The 16,883-nt window shown below is 44.3% G+C and carries 14 protein-coding genes and 1 pseudogene; 14 read left to right on the top strand and 1 reads right to left on the bottom strand.

The annotated features are described in order from the left end of the window. Positions 1-153 precede the first annotated feature (153 nt). From ACOZB4_RS17910 to ACOZB4_RS17930, 5 genes and pseudogenes are all read left to right on the top strand, one after another. Entirely contained in the window at positions 154-825 is a 672-nt protein-coding gene (locus ACOZB4_RS17910; RefSeq protein WP_379406795.1) for a hypothetical protein, read from the top strand. Between the two features lie 49 nt (positions 826-874). Beyond that, the gene (locus ACOZB4_RS17915) at positions 875-1,396 is read left to right on the top strand and encodes a hypothetical protein (RefSeq protein ID WP_379406796.1); all 522 of its coding nucleotides are present in this window, start codon (positions 875-877) and stop codon (positions 1,394-1,396) included. A gap of 357 nt (positions 1,397-1,753) precedes the next feature. Continuing rightward, positions 1,754-1,975, top strand: a complete 222-nt coding sequence (locus ACOZB4_RS17920) for a helix-turn-helix domain-containing protein (RefSeq protein ID WP_379406797.1) — start codon at positions 1,754-1,756, stop codon at positions 1,973-1,975. Positions 1,976-2,219: 244 nt separating this feature from the next. Then, positions 2,220-2,348, top strand: coding sequence for a hypothetical protein (locus ACOZB4_RS17925; RefSeq protein WP_422759602.1), 129 nt, complete (start codon positions 2,220-2,222; stop codon positions 2,346-2,348). A gap of 224 nt (positions 2,349-2,572) precedes the next feature. Beyond that, positions 2,573-3,901, top strand: a pseudogene (locus ACOZB4_RS17930) (transposase). A gap of 104 nt (positions 3,902-4,005) precedes the next feature. Here ACOZB4_RS17930 and hcp read toward each other — a convergent pair. Next, positions 4,006-5,691, bottom strand: coding sequence for a hydroxylamine reductase (gene hcp / locus ACOZB4_RS17935; protein WP_379406798.1), 1,686 nt, complete (start codon positions 5,689-5,691; stop codon positions 4,006-4,008). A gap of 207 nt (positions 5,692-5,898) precedes the next feature. Here hcp and ACOZB4_RS17940 point away from each other — a divergent pair, with 207 nt between their 5' ends. From ACOZB4_RS17940 to ACOZB4_RS17980, 9 genes are all read left to right on the top strand, one after another. Further along, complete coding sequence (locus ACOZB4_RS17940; protein ID WP_379406799.1) at positions 5,899-6,921, top strand: 2-oxoacid:acceptor oxidoreductase family protein; 1,023 nt, start codon at positions 5,899-5,901, stop codon at positions 6,919-6,921. Continuing rightward, on the top strand, positions 6,918-9,212 hold the full coding sequence (locus ACOZB4_RS17945; protein WP_379406800.1) for a thiamine pyrophosphate-dependent enzyme: 2,295 nt from the start codon (positions 6,918-6,920) through the stop codon (positions 9,210-9,212). Before ACOZB4_RS17940 ends, ACOZB4_RS17945 begins: the two co-directional genes overlap by 4 nt. 334 nt (positions 9,213-9,546) lie before the next feature. Beyond that, a complete protein-coding gene (locus ACOZB4_RS17950; protein WP_379406857.1) occupies positions 9,547-9,876 on the top strand; it encodes an SDR family NAD(P)-dependent oxidoreductase in 330 nt (109 codons plus the stop codon). Between the two features lie 629 nt (positions 9,877-10,505). Beyond that, positions 10,506-11,210, top strand: a complete 705-nt coding sequence (locus tag ACOZB4_RS17955; protein ID WP_422759585.1) for a hypothetical protein — start codon at positions 10,506-10,508, stop codon at positions 11,208-11,210. A 258-nt stretch (positions 11,211-11,468) separates the two neighbouring features. After that, the gene (locus ACOZB4_RS17960; protein ID WP_379406802.1) at positions 11,469-11,741 is read left to right on the top strand and encodes a hypothetical protein; all 273 of its coding nucleotides are present in this window, start codon (positions 11,469-11,471) and stop codon (positions 11,739-11,741) included. A 125-nt stretch (positions 11,742-11,866) separates the two neighbouring features. Next, entirely contained in the window at positions 11,867-12,316 is a 450-nt protein-coding gene (locus ACOZB4_RS17965) for an SDR family NAD(P)-dependent oxidoreductase (RefSeq protein ID WP_379406803.1), read from the top strand. Between the two features lie 98 nt (positions 12,317-12,414). After that, positions 12,415-14,679: a helix-turn-helix domain-containing protein gene (locus ACOZB4_RS17970; protein WP_379406804.1), complete on the top strand. Its 2,265-nt coding sequence runs from the start codon at positions 12,415-12,417 to the stop codon at positions 14,677-14,679. Positions 14,680-14,902: 223 nt separating this feature from the next. Beyond that, complete coding sequence (locus ACOZB4_RS17975; protein WP_379406805.1) at positions 14,903-15,898, top strand: ABC transporter permease; 996 nt, start codon at positions 14,903-14,905, stop codon at positions 15,896-15,898. A 55-nt stretch (positions 15,899-15,953) separates the two neighbouring features. Beyond that, a complete protein-coding gene (locus ACOZB4_RS17980) occupies positions 15,954-16,853 on the top strand; it encodes a carbohydrate ABC transporter permease (RefSeq protein WP_379406806.1) in 900 nt (299 codons plus the stop codon). The last annotated feature ends 30 nt before the right edge of the window (positions 16,854-16,883 follow it).

A 16,883-nucleotide genomic window follows, 5' to 3' on the forward strand; every position in this document is an offset into this window, starting at 1 on the left:
GTAATTGGTGTTATTAATAATGCATGGAAAATATTGAAAAATACAGGAGATTTATAATGGATTATTCGTCAATAGCAAAGGAACCGCGTATCTTATCCAGTAGAATTAACATATAACATGTCTGGTAATTACTCTGAGAGGTGATTCATATTTATGGTGTTTAATAGTAATAACTCTAAAAAAATCCGAAAAAGTTTGTTTATCGGTATAATCGTTGTTGGTTTATCAACAATTATTGCTTGTAATCCTAAAGAAATAAAACAAACACAGTTAATAACTGATTATAATCGCCATTTGATTGGAAAAGAAGGAAGTGGCGATTATATGATATATCGAAACGGGATATATATTGATTCTAATGGAATCGAGTACTCACTAGAAGAATTAAAGAATAGAACACGAAATAGTCTTCCTGAAAACCGGATTATCACAAAGATTATGGAAGAAAATTTTATGCCTTCCTCAATATTCGAGTTAGAAACAAAAGAAAAAAACGGAGTATATATTTCCCCTGAGATTATTACTGTAAATGGTTCATTAAGCGTCTTAACAGATACTAATGGAAGGGGGTGGGAACTAAAAGCTGGTGACTCTGTAGAATATGTATTTGAAAAGTACAAATCGGAGGTGGTTGAAAATCAAATTATATTAATGGGTTACGTTAAAGACGGCGTTCTATATCCATCGCAAAAATTCGATCAATTAAAGGGGAATTACAATTTAACTATTGAGGAATCAGGGCAATATTACTTTTACATAATAAATGCAAGTTCTGATACGATTGCCTTGAAAGAGGGAACTTTAAGGCTCACAAAAAATAACTAATATTTTTATTATTGATTCTACTCTATTAATTTTAAGGAGACAAAAAACAATGAAGAAAAAAATGATGGGTCTAGTATCGGTTTTATTATTGTCACTCTTTCTAGTTACATCGGTAAGCGCTGCAGGATCTACTAGTGGTACCAACGAAGAAGCTTCTAGCACAGATATTAGCTGGGGTTATACAAAGTTTGATGCTGATGGCAATGTAATTGAAGAAGGAATTATTCCAATGCAGATCTCAGATGATGGAACTATCAAGCCTCAATATGCTTGGCGGGGAATAAAAATGTTTAATGGTGATGCGGTGTCATTTTATCCGGATGGTGAACAGCGTGGACTATATGTATACAAAGATACAAATATGAGCATTAGATACCAGCTAGACAGACCTGCTAATCATTATGTTTGGATTAGAGCTTTTTCCACCCCACCTTATGAATGGAGATCTGAGGGTACATTACAAACAGTAACAGACACATATAAGGCTCCAGTTACAGATCATTATCTAGGATATTTTGCTAGTAAGTCCTCTGATCCTTTTACCATCAATATATTTGAGATTAAATTTTAAAATTTTCGCTTGAATACTGTTGAGATTCCTTTGTACAAACTAGACACTGTTTGTAAAATACCGTTAATCAAATGAAAATAAATAAAACAAGGCGGAGCTGCGTAAAATACAGCTCCGTCTTGTTTTATTGCCAACCTTGGGTAACTAAATGTCACAGGACAAGAACATAGTCTTTTAAGAAACCGCGGACTGCGCGGTTTTCTGTTTATAGGGATCAATTTCTTGTCCTTTGCTAGAGACAAGAAATTGATCCCTTAGCCGATAGTAGACAAGAACTTAGTCTCATAGCCAATAGATCTATATCTCATAATTTCCGGGAATAATAGATTTATTCGATTAGGAGAGGAGTTATAAAGTGTGAATAAAACCCGCTGCTATAAAGAAATAGGCGAATTGAGTCGTTTAAAGAGAGAAAAAAAAGGCTTAACTCAAGAGACACTATCACTAATAGTTGAACTTGCCAGACCAACAATTGCAAACATTGAAGTAGGTCGCCAACCCGTACGTATTCACTATCTATATCGAATTGCCAATGCGCTCGAAGTATCCGTTTACGATTTACTACCCAAAATAGAATGAATAAGGAGTGAATTCGGTTAAGGGATCAAGTTCTAGTCCTAGAAGGGACTATGTTCTTGTCCTCAGACACTAAAGTAAAGCGCATGAGGAGGTGATTCCAGTTAGGGAGGAGAAACTATATCATTCGTCGTCTTCTCTACAAAGAAGATGACGAGTTGTGATATAATGGAAAAAGGGAACCCGCATTCATCCGTTCCGTAAGGACAGAAAAACTTGTCATCTTCTATAAATGAGGGATTAACACATGTCGGAAATGTTTGATGTTTATCTTCAGAATCTTGATCGTAAAGGATTGGCCACTTCCACGATTAACAGTCATGATATTCTATTGAATATTCTAGCTTTGGTGGACAGACGCGTTGGCAAAAAGTGAATCTTAAATATGAGCGAGAAAATGAAGTTAAAGCATCCCATTTTGCAGTTTTTTTATGAACTACGGCGCAGTACGCTATGAAAATTACTGAATTTTAAGAAAAAGAATGCCCCTGTGAGGAGAGCCCTGCAAAATGAATACAGTATCTGTAAAATGGAGCCCAGTACCTTGTCGGTACTGGGTTTGTTGTATAATGGAAGAAAAGTAAAAGTGAGATGAGCCTGTTGTTACATGCCGGTGGACAATTAACTGCATCATTCCATGCGGAATTATATAATCTTGTTCCTGAAGATCACTTGTTGCGAAAGATTCATCGCATTGTAGACTTCAGCTTCATTCATGAGTTGGTCGAAAACAGCTATTGCAAATATTATGGCAGACCGGCTAATGAGCCTGAGTTGCTTTTTCGTCTGCTCTTTTTGCAGATCCTTTACAATCTTTCGGATGAGCGAGTTGTTCAGGAAGCGCAGGTGAATTTAGCAAATGGTTTCTTGGCGTTAACCCAGAAGATCCCTTGCCAGATGCCTCGCAATTGTCGTGCTTTCGGAATCATCGCCTTGGTGCAAGTCAAGTGGAAGACGTGTTGAAACACGTGGTGAGTCAATGTGTGGAGAAAGGACTCATTAAGAGTAAAACCATTATTTTGGATGCTACTCATACCCAAGCAAGTAGTCAAAAGCAGCGACCTTTGGACGTGTTACGGGATGCAGCTAAACGTCTTATGCGAACGGTTGTCAAACGACATCCGAAGCTGGTGAAGAGGCTACCATCCATACCTCGTGTAAAAAGCGAACAAGAGGATGCAGAGAAGGTTATGCTTCATTACTTGGCTAAGTTAGGTGAATCCGTGGAGGAACTGCTGCCCGATCATGAAGGGGCCATTAGTGACAAGCTTCAAATTGCTAGACAAATCGTAGAAGATGAGCGGTTGCTGTCCCAAAAGGGTATTCTTTCAGCCATTGATCCAGATGCCCGATTCGCATGGAAAAGCAAAGCCAAATCCTTCTTTGGATACAAAGAGCATTTAGCTATGACAGAAGAAGAAATTATTACAGCGGTTGAAGTCACGCCCGGCAGCAGCGATGATGGAAAACAACTGCCCTCCCTGTTGTCGAAAACGCAAGCAAATGGCATGACGGTAGCGGAAATTATTGCAGATACGGCCTACTCTGGCAAAGATAATCTTGCAGAAATGAAAAAAGAAACCATTCAGCCTGTTATTCCATTTTGATATGGAGAAGTGCAAGACCTGTCCGCTAAGCGAAGGGTGTTACAAACCAGGGTCTAAGAGCAAAACATACTCGATTCGTATCATTGCGGAGCATTACAAGGAACAGATCGAGTTTGAGCTTAGTGATACGTTTAAAGAGCGGATTAAGCGGAGACCCATCATTGAACACAAGAACGCAGAAATAAAGAGGTTCCACGGGATGGCAATAGCCAAATACCGAGGTCTATTTCGCATGCGAATACAGGCGTACCTTACCGCGTTTGTTGTAAATGTGAAACGAATGGTGAAGCTAGTAGAGCAAAAGCAGCGCGCCCTCGGATGATGAACGAGCTGCTTTTTTGTCTTCACGAGTACATTTCCAATTTGAAGCTCACTTCTACTCAAAAGCAAGTCTTTTGCAGGGCTCTCGGTGAGGGCATTCTTTTTTTAGGCACCAAGGAACATGTTCATGTCATCTTCCACATTGGTAATGCCGCCGATACTGAAGTTTTCCACGAGGACTTTGGCGATGTTAGGCGACAGGAATGCAGGGAGCGTAGGGCCGAGATGAATATTTTTCACGCCAAGATAAAGCAGGGCAAGCAGCACGATAACCGCTTTTTGCTCATACCAGGCAATGTTATAGGAAATCGGCAAATCATTAATATCCTCAAGGCCGAATACTTCCTTCAGTTTCAATGCAATCACGACTAGCGAGTAAGAATCATTGCATTGACCAGCGTCCAGGACCCGTGGAATACCGCCGATTTCGCCTAGATCCAGTTTATTGTATTTGTATTTGGCACAGCCTGCAGTTAGAATGACCGTGTCTTTTGGAAGTTCAGCCGCAAAATCGGTGTAATAGTTGCGGGATTTCATCCGTCCATCGCAGCCGGCCATGACGAAGAAGCGGCGGATTGCCCCGGATTTCACGGCATCGACGACTTGATCGGCCACGTTCATTACAGCGGCATGAGCGAAACCGCCGATGATCTCACCCGTTTCAAGTTCCGTTGGAGCTGGGCATCCTTTCGCTTGCTCGATTAGTAGGGAGAAGTCTTTGGGAGCACCGTCTTTTCCTTCTGGAATATGGCGGACACCCGGAAACCCAGTGTTGCCTGTTGTATATATACGGTCCTTGTAACTGTCTTTCGGCGGAACGATACAGTTGGTCGTCATTAATATCGGTCCGTTAAAGGCTGCGAATTCGCTATTCTGCTTCCACCAGGCATTCCCGTAATTGCCTACAAAATGCTCATATTTCTTGAATGCCGGATAATAGTGAGCAGGCAGCATTTCACTGTGCGTGTACACGTCCACGCCGGTACCTTCCGTCTGCTTCAGCAGCTCCTCCAAATCCTTAAGATCATGACCGCTTATGAGAATGCCGGGCCGGTTGCTTACCCCGATATTTACCTTCGTAATTTCCGGATTTCCGTAAACGGAAGTGTTCGCTTCATCAAGCATCGCCATTGCGTTTACGCCGTATTTACCGGTTTCCATCGTCAAAGCTACCAGATCCTGCACTTCAAGGCTGTCGTCAAGCGTGGCGGCTAGCGCACGGCGCATAAAACGGTTTAATTCGTTATCATCCTTCTCCAGATGAAGCGCGTGGTACGTATAAGCAGCCATCCCCTTCAAGCCGTAAGTAATCAATTCGCGCAGCGAGCGGATGTCTTCATTGCGGGTCGAGAGGACGCCAACCGTACGTGCTTTTTCATCAAAAGAAGCTTCGTTATCCGCTTGCCAGACGGCAGCATCAGGGAGATTGCCGGTTCCTTCCGGATATTGTTCGTTATAATAGGTGCGCACCTCGCCGCGGAGCTCTATCGCTTCCCGGACTCTTCCCACAAAAACCTCGCGGTCAAAGTTGGCGTTCGTAATTGTTGCAAACAAGGAGTCCATCATAAACAGCGATACGCGCTGTTCAAGCACCTCCGGCAGCTGGACATCCAGACTGAGAAAAGAGATACCTTTCAGCAAATAAATCAGTAAATCTTGCAGGTTTGCCACATCATGCGGTTTGCCGCATACTCCGACAATGGTGCAGCCTGTTCCTTTGGATGCTTCCTGACATTGAAAGCAGAACATGGACGGCTGATGCTTTAAGGTCTCTTGGGCGTTGTTATTCATTATTTTCTCCTCCCGGTTTCGTGAATTCTCGTTAAAGTCAGTATAAGATTGCCTCGCAATTGGACTGTTGAAGACAGTATACTTCGCTCCCACAACCGACATAGTGATTGGAATCACAATTTCTTAAGTAGTGAGTTTAATCACAAACCCGGTCCGTTTCTTCTTTTAAACTGGAATTAATGACCTAAGAAGAAATGAGGAGAGAACATGTCGATTTTACCTCAAAAGAATGAACTGGGATTTTTCGAGATCCGTCTCGAATCCATCGGCGGGCTTGGCGCCAATCTGGCCGGAAAAATGCTGGCCGAAGCCGGGGTTACCGGCTCCGGACTTAACGGTTCGAATTTTTCCAGCTATGGTTCGGAGAAAAAAGGGTCGCCAGTGAAGAGTTTCGTAAGGTTCTGCGATTCCGAGGTGGAAATCCGCGATCACAGTCCCATTGAGCAGCCGCATGTCGTCGGCGTATTTCATGAAGCATTGTATAAGACGATAGATGTCATAAGCGGATTACAGCCTGATGGAACGGTGCTTGTGAATACGGCGCGAGACCTTTCCAAAGTGGCCGTTGATCTGAACATGACGCAGGGAACGCTGGCCGTAGTTGATGCGCTGAAAATTTCCGTTGAGGAAAAAACCAAAGTGAATACGGCAATGCTGGGGGCTTTGTTCCGGATTTGCAGCTTCCTAAACCCGGACGATATGCGGCAGGTTATCCGCACAACATTTGAGAGAAAGCTGCCCCACCTTGTGGAAGCGAATTTGCGGACCTTTGACAGAGGATATAACGAAGTCCAGTTCCTTTCCTTGGGAAATGGCTCAGAGCTTATAGACCCAATCGCTTTCGCAAGACCGCAGCCGATTCTTGGATATGAAACGCAGGAGCTGGGCGGGATTCTGAACGTTACGGCGAACAGTGTCTTGAAGGATCTTAGCGGCTCCCGGCAGGGATATTTGCCAGAGTACAAGATAGAGGACTGCATTCACTGTGCCGCCTGCGATACGGTATGTCCGGATTTCTGCATCGTGTGGGAGAAGAAACCGGATAAGCGCGGGAATATGCAGATGTTTATGAAAGGTATCGATTATCAGTATTGCAAAGGCTGCCTGAAGTGTATCGAAGCTTGTCCGACCACCGCTTTGGCTGCCATGTTAGAAGAGCCGCATTATGCGGAGCAGCACCGTGTGCCGCAATCATTTCCCTATTTAACTGCGGAGGGAGTCAGATCATGAATATGCAAATTCAAGAAACAGCGGAGAACAAGCTGGCCGCTCAAACGGCAGTCTTCGAATCGGGCAACGAAATGGCTGCCATGGCGGCTGCCCAGATTAACTATCACATTATGGGTTATTTTCCGATTACACCTTCTACGGAAATCGCCCAATATCTTGACATGATGCGTACACGCGGCGAACACGACATCAAGCTGATTCCAGCTGACGGCGAACATGGATCGGCGGGGATTTGCTACGGTGCGGCCGCAGCCGGAGCACGGGTATTCAATGCTACCAGCGCGAATGGTTTCCTGTATATGATCGAACAGCTTCCTGTGCAGGCGGGCACACGTTTCCCGATGGTCATGAATCTGGTGACGCGTGCAGTCAGCGGACCGCTGGATATTCGTGGTGACCATTCGGATCTTTACTACGGTCTGAATACCGGCTGGGTGATTTTGACCGCCCGTTCACCGCAGGCAGTTTATGACATGAATATCATGGCGCTGCGAATCGCTGAACATGAAGACGTACGCCTGCCGGTCATTGTAGCTTATGACGGATTTTTTACATCACACCAGAAACGCCGGGTACAAATATTTACGAACCGGGAAACCGTTCAGGAGTTTGTAGGGGAAAAGGCGCCGGAATATCCACATGTGCTGGACGAGAACAACCCGATCGTTGTTGGGGCTTATATGAACGGCGACGATTTGATGAACAACCACTTCCAACAGTCAAACGCCATGTACCGTGCGGGCGAGGTGTTCAAGGAAGTGGCAGAGGAATACGCAGCTTTATCCGGAAGATCCTATTCGCCGCTTGATCTGTATCGCATGGAAGACGCGGAGGTGGCTTTATTCCTGCTCAATTCGGCGGCCGAATCCTCCAAAGACGTCGTGGATCGGCTGCGGGCGAAAGGAATTAAAGCGGGCGTAATCAGTCCGAATATTCTCCGGCCGTTCCCGGCAAGAGAAATCCGCGAGGCGTTGACAGGTGTCAAAGCACTGCTGGTTGGCGAACGTGCCGATTCTTACGGTGCGCACGGGGCCAATCTGACCCATGAGGTCAAAGCGGCCCTGCAGGAAATCCGTGGTCCGCAGCCTATTGTGCTGTCCCGCATATTTGGACTTGGCGGGAAAGACTATTACGCGGATGACGCGGAAGCTTTTTTTGCCTTGACGATCGAGGCCATGGAGCTCGGTTATGCCAAAGTGCCGTTTGATTATTACGGCCAAACACCGGGAGCTGAGGAGCAGAGGCTGCAGCCGGTCATTGCCCCGATGAATGGAGACACCTTTAAATCTGGCCTGATCACCGTAAAGGTAGATGAAGAGACAAGCAAACTATCCGTTAAAGTACCGCCGATGCGGGCGCTTGCCGCGAAACCGAAACGGTTTGCTTCCGGTCACGGAGCCTGCCCGGGCTGCGGTATTTTCCCGGCGCTGGAGCTCTTTTTCAAAGGGATTGAAGGCAATGTCGTTACTTTATTCCATACCGGCTGCGCTTATATCACAACAACGGGTTATCCATATAACTCGCATAAGCAGAGCTTCATTCATAATTTGTTCCAGAACGGACCGGCTACTTTATCCGGCACGGTAGAAGCGTTCCTTGAGAAGAAACGCCGCGGGGAAATCGAAGTTCCTGAGGATTTCACTTTTGTGATGGTGACCGGAGACGGCGGCATGGACATCGGGATGGGTTCGGCCATCGGGACGGCGCTGCGGGGCCATAATCTGATCATTCTGGAATATGATAATGAAGGCTATATGAACACTGGTGCACAGCTTTCGTATTCTACACCATTAGGACACATGACCAGTACGTCGGGTGTCGGCAAACAGCAGCAGGGCAAAGCGTTCCATCACAAAGATACGGTACAAATGATGGCGGCGGCACATATTCCCTATGTATTCACGGGGACGGAAGCATTCCCGCAGGATCTTGTGAAAAAGGCGGCGAAAGCGCAGTGGTACGCTCAGAATGTAGGTACTGTCTACGGCAAACTGTTGATCACATGCCCGCTGAACTGGAAATCGAGCGATAAGGATGGGGAGAATATCGTCCGCGCGGCCGTGAATTCAAACTTCTTCCCACTGTATGAAGTAGAGCAGGGAGAAACGAACATTACGTACGATCCTGAAGCGAAGAAGAAACGGGTACCACTCAGCGACTGGCTGAAATACATGGGCAAATCAAGACATCTGCTCAAGGAAGAAAATAAAGAAATGCTTGGCCAATTTGAAAAAGAAGTGGAGCGCCGCTGGTCGATTCTAAAAGCAAAACACGAAAACCCACTGTTATAAAATATTCAATTCAGCATACTAGGATTTACAGCAACGGAGCGGGAGAAGTCCCGCTTCTTTTTTTGTTTATAAATTATGATTAGGGGCCTTGACCTTCACATGATGTGATGGTTTAGTATGTGAGATATTAGTTAGCCGGGGAGGTAATCTTATCAATATTAGTGAATTGTCTCGAAAAATCGGAGTGAGTCTTCGTTCCTTGAGATACTACGAAGAAATAATTACCTCGGTGAATCAGGTGCAATTCAGCCAGCAATCGTTACAGATATCTATAATGAGCCGAAAAATGAAGCTGGTACTGTGCTAAGCGTGAAAACTGCATTAGAAAAATGGAATATATCTTCTACAATTTCAGCGAGTTCTTTATCTTTTGGGACGGGATGAAGATAAAGGGCGGCAAACGGTTAAAGAGATACAAAGAGAAGGACTATCTGTTGAATTACAAGTAGTCGATGTAAATGATGTACAGAGTATCAGGCAGATGATCGAAAGAGTAAAAGATGATTTTGGTCGTCTTGATGTTCTCGTGAATAATGCAGGAATTATTTTGGATCGGGGAGTTTCTGTGTTGGATGTTGAAGAGTCCGTAATGAGAGAGACATTTGAGACTAATTATTTTGGTGCCTTACGAATGTTTCAAGCTTCAGTCCCTAAGAGAGAGTAACGATGACGATATGATTAGGCATTTTGATTCAGTTTCAGGAATAGAAGAAATTTAATGATTTTATTTTGGAGGACTCTTATAAGTTAAGGGTTCTTTTTTGTCGGCTGTTATGCCTTTAATTCATCTGTGTCCGGCCTGTGTTAGATCTGTGCGGATCGGAAAGGGACCAGGAAGATGGCCGCGCTTGGCCGCAGTCGATGCAACCGGAGGGCGGCCCTGGAGCTGCATACTGCACGGATGCGGACGGGACACCAGGAAGGTGGAATTGGAGGCATCTTGAGAAGTACCCAAATGCTGCACCGAGTGTTTTATAAAAAGCTCAGTTTTGTATTAGTAGCGTAGCCGCTGCACATCGTAGTATGTTGGTCATTTAATCAAAACCCCGTCTCTCTGCAAAAAAGATCGACAAAAATATCAAAAAAATCGTAACCATTTCCAGGATTTAGGAGTCCTAATTAATAGATCAACTTATTATAGTGTGACTAGGAAATAACTAATCACTAATCATCGACTTATAGAACAAGAAAAAGGTGGTGTGTTACAGGTAGATCAGGTTTCTGAAGAAGTAGCTTGAGAGCAGCTACAATACTAGCAAGCTCTTAAAACTAATTTTGAAGGGATTTGATTTGGTGAAGTTTAAACGAATTTCTATTCTATTATCTCTCATTGTTGTTTTTATGTTGGTTACACCGTTAAGTGCATTCGCTCAAACATCAGATTTACCAGAATCTGATTTAAACTCGTTACCAAAAGAACTTGCAGCTGCACTTGAGTTAGGTAACAATACAGTAGTGATTTCTGATAAGGAACAAATAGAAAAACTATCTTTGGAAGATAGAAGCTTATATCAAGAGGGAAAGCTGCCGATCCGTATTGAATATGAATACGTTGCAATGCCCGATATTGAAAACGAAAATAATCCAATATCACCTCTTGCCTTGCGTGTTATAAATGTAAGAGATCAAGGACACGGATGGTATGATCCAAGTTCAGATATGTATAAAGAATTCGTTATTGATGGTCCAGATACATTTGTAATCTCTGAGAGCACAAAAAAAATAACTACCGTTTTTAATTCACTTGGTGTAAGTTACAGTGCAATCAACGCTGCAACTAACTTTACTATTGGTAAAGAGGAACTAGTTACTTTCACAAGTAATACGCCAGTAAAAGCTGGTGAAAGGTTACACGCTCAATGCTATACCACATACCATAAAAAAACCTTCGATGTATACGATGAGACCTCTTCCGGTGGTGGTACAACTGGGACTTACGTCGGTTCCGGTGAAGCAGTAAGACCCACTGGGACTTTTATTAAAAAGACATTTTATTGAAAAAAAGAAGGTGTTTATCTCCCCTCAGATTGTCGAGAAACCCTGGCCTTTCTAAAGGTGCAGGGTTTCTATTCGTATTAAACAGGTTAAAAACAGGGTGTATAGTGTGTAGATGCCATTCTCAGCAATCGGCGAGAGCCACTGTAACTTGAATAAGTACAGGGTATTCTCACCACTCCTTTTGTACATGAGTAAGTATCATTGTTATTATATGACATATAATAAGACCATCAAGTAAGGAGTAAAAGGAGTAATGTTATGAAAAACCTTAGAGCACGATTACTCTTATTAATGAGTTCAATTGCAATAGCAACTTGTTGTTTTTTAATGCTAGAACAGAGTAGTACCGCAAAGCAAATTTCAGAAAATAAAATCAAAACGATTGAATTTGAAAGAAACTCACCGGCCGAGGAAAGAGCTACGTTAGATAATCAAGTAATAACGGATCGAAAAGAACTTGAAAAAATCGCAAAAAATGAAAACTTAGATTCTGTTCCGATTAGAATTGAAACAGAGTATAGTGGGCCATAAAAAGCGAGCTTCTAAAACGGAAAAGTTTAGCTCCGTCTCATCCCCTTCAACCAGCAACCAATACCGGAATCAAAGAACACAGAAGCCTGGTCGATGAGTGTCACCGACCAGGCTTCTTCGATTTGATGAATGAAAATAGGTATGGGCGTATCGTTAATATCTCTTCCGGATTAGGGTCCTTTGAGATTCTACAAGGATTCTTAGGTTTAAAAGGGTCAACATCAGCTTATCGCATTTCTAAAACGATGCTTAATGCTCTGACATGCTTGGTTGCACAAGATGTGGCTGATATGGGGATCAAAGTTAACGCTTTTTGTCCGGGCAGGGTGCAAACGGATATGGGAGGGGAGGAGCAGATGCACCCCAAACAATTGAGGAAGGAGCAGATACGGCTGTTTGGTTGGCGCTACTTGGCGAAGATGGTCCTAATGGAGGCTACTTTCGTGAACGCAAGCCAATTGCTTGGTAGATTTTTCGTGCTAAAACAGAAGTTAGTCAATGGGCCAAGGGATTTGAATCCCTTGGTTTTAATATTTTCATTCGTTGTCTATGGTTGTGCGGAATTTGCGGTCTAGCCTCATGAAGCAAATGGCTATGGAGAACTATAACCTAAGAGGTGCTTTTTAAGTTATAATAATAAAAAATTTATGAAAAAACGTGGGAGGGTTAAATCATGCAGAGATCCTGGTACAAGCGTCTATTGCTCTCCTATATGCCCATTTTTGTTATTGTGATTACCTTTATATTTTTTGTGTTCTTTCAGCTGTTTAGCGAACAGAGCCGACGGGAGGCACTTAATGCCAATAAATCGCTATCCTTGCAAGCGATGCGAATGGTGGACACGTCTCTGAAGGTGATCGACAATATGATCGTTCTTGAAAGCATCAACAGCAAGGCTTTGAACGATTTTTTCAAATCTACTGCCGTGAGCGATCCATATATCAATATCCAGGCTGTTAAGAAGCTTAAGGAGATCATTAATTATTATCCCTTGATCGATTCGATTTATCTGGTGAGAAATTCGGACGGTTATGTGCTCAGCGATGCCACGAACGGATACATAAGTACATATCCGGACCATAAATTTATCGAGCAATATCAAGTATCGAAAACGCCGAAATGGACAGGCGCGAGAAATTTTGAACAATTTACAATGAAAGGCGGCAAACAGGTGGTCAGCCTGGTCAGAGGATCGCCTTATATGAAAAACGATTTTGGCATGATCGTCGTCAATGTGAGCGCGGAATCTTTGAACAAGCTTACCCAAGAGATGCTGGATTCCAAGATGAGCTTCATTCAGGCCCAGGATGCTTCCGGAAATCATCTGTTCGGCACCTCGATGGATCGCCCGCCATCTCAAGTTAATTCCCAGTACGTATCAAGCTATACGAATTGGAAATATGGAAGCGGTTTGTTGAACAATAGTTTTGTAAGCGCTATCTCTTATCTGTATAACCTTTGGTTTATCATCGGTCTTGGCATGATTGCCATCGGCTTCCTATGGATGATTTATGTTTCCAGGCGCAACTCCAAGCCCATTGAGGCAATCGCCGCCCGATTCAGCAGCTATTCGCTTCCGGTGGTGAGCGGAGGTCGGGGGAAGGGGAAGCCGGATGAATTTGCTTTTATCGAATCCGCCTTTGACAACATACTGGAACAATTCAAGGAATATCAGGAGAAATACCGTGAGGATCTCCATGTCAGAACCCGGTATATGTTCCGTCAGCTGATCGAAGGGGACTCTCGTCTGTCTATTTCCGAATGGAAATCTGAAGCGGTTCGGCTGAATTTGCCGCTGCCGCTGGATCGATATCGTATCCTCATCCTTGAAATCGATAAGTATGGCGATTTCTGCCGGGACTATTCCAAAGCCGATCAAGATCTGCTTAAATTCACCCTGCGGACGGTCGTGGATGAGATCGCTTCGAAAAAGGACTGCCGGCTGTGGTCGGAATGGACTTCACCTTCCAATCTGTCCATTATGCTGTTTGAAGAACAGGATCAGGACAAGTTCGAGGAGGCCGTACTGGTCCCGGTTGCAGAACAAATCCTCGCATGGACGCACCAAAACTTGAAATTTACGATTACGATTGGCATAGGCGGATCCACAGATCAAATTGGCGATATTCCGCACTCTTATAAAGACGCGATGCAAGCTTTAAAGTATAAAATCGTGCTCGGTGAAAACCGGCTGATCCGCAGCGAGGATATTTCGAGTCATGGCATCGTCGAGGTCTATACACATTTAGGTGAAATCCGCTCGATCATCCAGTCCTTCAGAATGCTGAAAGAGCATTGGAGTGACGATTACGATCAATGGTTTGAACAGCTGAAGAACAGCTTCCTGACCAATGATGAAATATTCAGCCTGATGAATTACCTTATTTATTATATCGGCCGCGAAATGTCGGGACTGGGCAAGGAAATTTACAACAAGTGGATACAGGAGGGATTGCCGAAGCTGACAGTAAAGGTAGACAATTCTTACTCCTTGGAGCAGCTGAGACAGGAAATCAAACAAGTGCTGACGGATCATTATGAACAGATGAAACAGATTCAGGATGGAAACCAATACTCCAATATGATCAGAAACATATGCAGCCTAATCGAGTGCGATTATGCCAATCCGGATCTTTCCCTTGAAATGCTGGGGGAACAGTATCAGCTGAGCGCCAAATATGTAAGTAAATTGTTTAAGGAAAACACCGGACAAAGGTTCGTTGATTTCCTGATCGATATTCGAATGAAGGAAGCGAAGCGGCTGCTGACGGAAACGGACTATTCCGTGCAGGAGATTGCAGAGCGGGTCGGATACGCCCACGCCATTTCGTTTACCCGCGTTTTCAAGAGGACGGCTGGAGTTACCCCGGGCGAATACCGGAATAACCGGAAGGCACAGCAGCGTGGAGAAAATGATTCAGTAGTAGAAAACGGTTAAGGCGGCGATCAAACATCGCTGCCTTTTTTGATTGGAAATGTACCCGTTTTTAAGGCAGTCCGCTCGCCTCCAGTAAACCTTGATGCGTTTTTACGAGGAGACCTTGGCGAAAACGGTTAGTCGATTTTATTTTTGTTTCTTGTTGCCGGATGACATTGTTGTATACACTCGGTTTACATCGCAAGGACCTGAAAGTAGGAATGGACGAAAGGAGTTAACCAGCATGCCGAGACTGAACTCTAGGCTTCAAACTGAACCAAGCCTGGACCGGAAACACCCCCTACAATTGAAAGCGCTGCCAGAAGGGGGGAGAGGAAGGTCAAGAAGAAAACAAATTAAGCGTCATTGGCAGCTGTATCTCGTTCTGCTGCTGCCCATTCTTTATTTGATCATTTTTAAATACGTACCGATGGCCGGTATTGTAATCGCATTCAAAAATTATAACGTCATCAAGGGAATCTGGGGAAGCGACTGGGTCGGACTGAAATATTTCCACCAGTTCTTCGATTCGCCGAACTTCTGGCTCTACATTAAAAACACACTTGGCATCAGTTTCTATGGATTGATCGTAGGTTTTCCCGCCCCAATTCTTTTGGCACTCGCGCTGAACGAAATTCGCAACGGTCTATTCAAGAAGACGGTGCAGATGGTATCTTATGCCCCATATTTTATTTCTACAGTCATCATGGTTTCGATTATTGTCGTCAACCTGACGCCAAACGTTGGGATGATCAGCAAATTTTTTGAGATGCTTGGTATGAGTAATACGAATTTTATGGGCATTCCGGGTCTGTTTAAGTCCATTTACGTCTGGTCGGATGTCTGGCAGTTTACAGGATACGGAGCGATTATTTACATTGCAGCGCTGTCCGGCGTCAACCCGGAGCTGTACGAGTCAGCCAAAGTTGATGGCGCGTCCCGCATCCAAAAGATTCTAAACATCGATATCCCGAGCCTCATTCCCGTATCGGTCATTCTGCTCATTCTCAATCTAGGCAACATCATGAAACTAGGCTTTGAAAAAATATACCTGATGCAAAATCCGCTTAACTTAAGCACGTCAGAAGTCATATCCACTTATGTGTACAAGGTTGGTTTGCTGGGATCCAGCTTCAGTTTCTCGACGGCAATCGGTCTATTCAACTCGGTCATTAACCTTATACTGCTGGTGTCCGTCAATTACATCGCCAGAAAGCTGTCTAACAGCAGCTTGTGGTAGGGATATCCCGCTTTTCGAAAAAAACAAAACCAACTCCGGAAAGAGAGGAGACTTTATGTTCAATAAAACGGCTATACGTGAATCGAAAGGCGATCGCCTCTTCATGTTCTTGATCTATCTGTTCTTGTCATTGGTTCTTATTGCTGTAGCTGTACCATTGATCTACATTGTAAGCTCGTCCTTCAGTTCGCCTCAAGCAGTCGTAACGGGCAAAGTTTGGCTGTTTCCTGTAGATTTTACGCTGGACGGCTACAAGGCGGTGTTCAATAATCCGCAAATCGGCGTCGGCTATCTGAACTCCCTCTTTTACACCGTCGTCGGCACGATCATTAATGTAACACTAACGATTATGCTAGCTTATCCGCTGGCGAAGAAGTCGCTTTACGGCCGCAATTTCTTCATGGTTCTGCTGGTGATCACGATGATGTTCGAAGGAGGACTGATTCCTTATTACCTCGTCGTTAAAAATCTCCATCTGCTGGATACGCGGTGGGCCATGATTTTACCGGGGGCACTGGGGGTATTCCAGGTTATCGTCGCAAGGACGTTTTTCCAAACCACGATTCCCGATGAATTGGCGGAAGCCGCGGAGCTGGACGGATGCAGTGACATCCGGTTCATTTTCAGCATCGTCCTGCCGTTGTCCAAACCCATTATTGCGGTCATGACGTTGATGTATGCGGTCGGCCATTGGAATGCTTATTTTGATGCACTGATCTTTTTAAGAAAGCCTGACTTGTTTCCGCTTCAAATCATTCTCCGCAATATTCTAATCCTGAATACAGTCGATGCTTCCATGATGGCTGATGTGAGCCAGATGCAGGCGCAGCAGGGGCTTAAGGATTTGCTGAAATACTCCTTGATTGTTGTTGCCAGCGTGCCGGTGCTCGTCATATATCCTTTCGTCCAGAAACATTTTGTCAAAGGCGTCATGATCGGCTCGCTGAAGGGCTGATCATGAAGAGCGATAATGGCATCAAGGAGG

It is taken from the genome of Paenibacillus sp. NPDC058898 (assembly GCF_049316025.1).
GTDB lineage: Bacteria > Bacillota > Bacilli > Paenibacillales > Paenibacillaceae > Paenibacillus_AQ.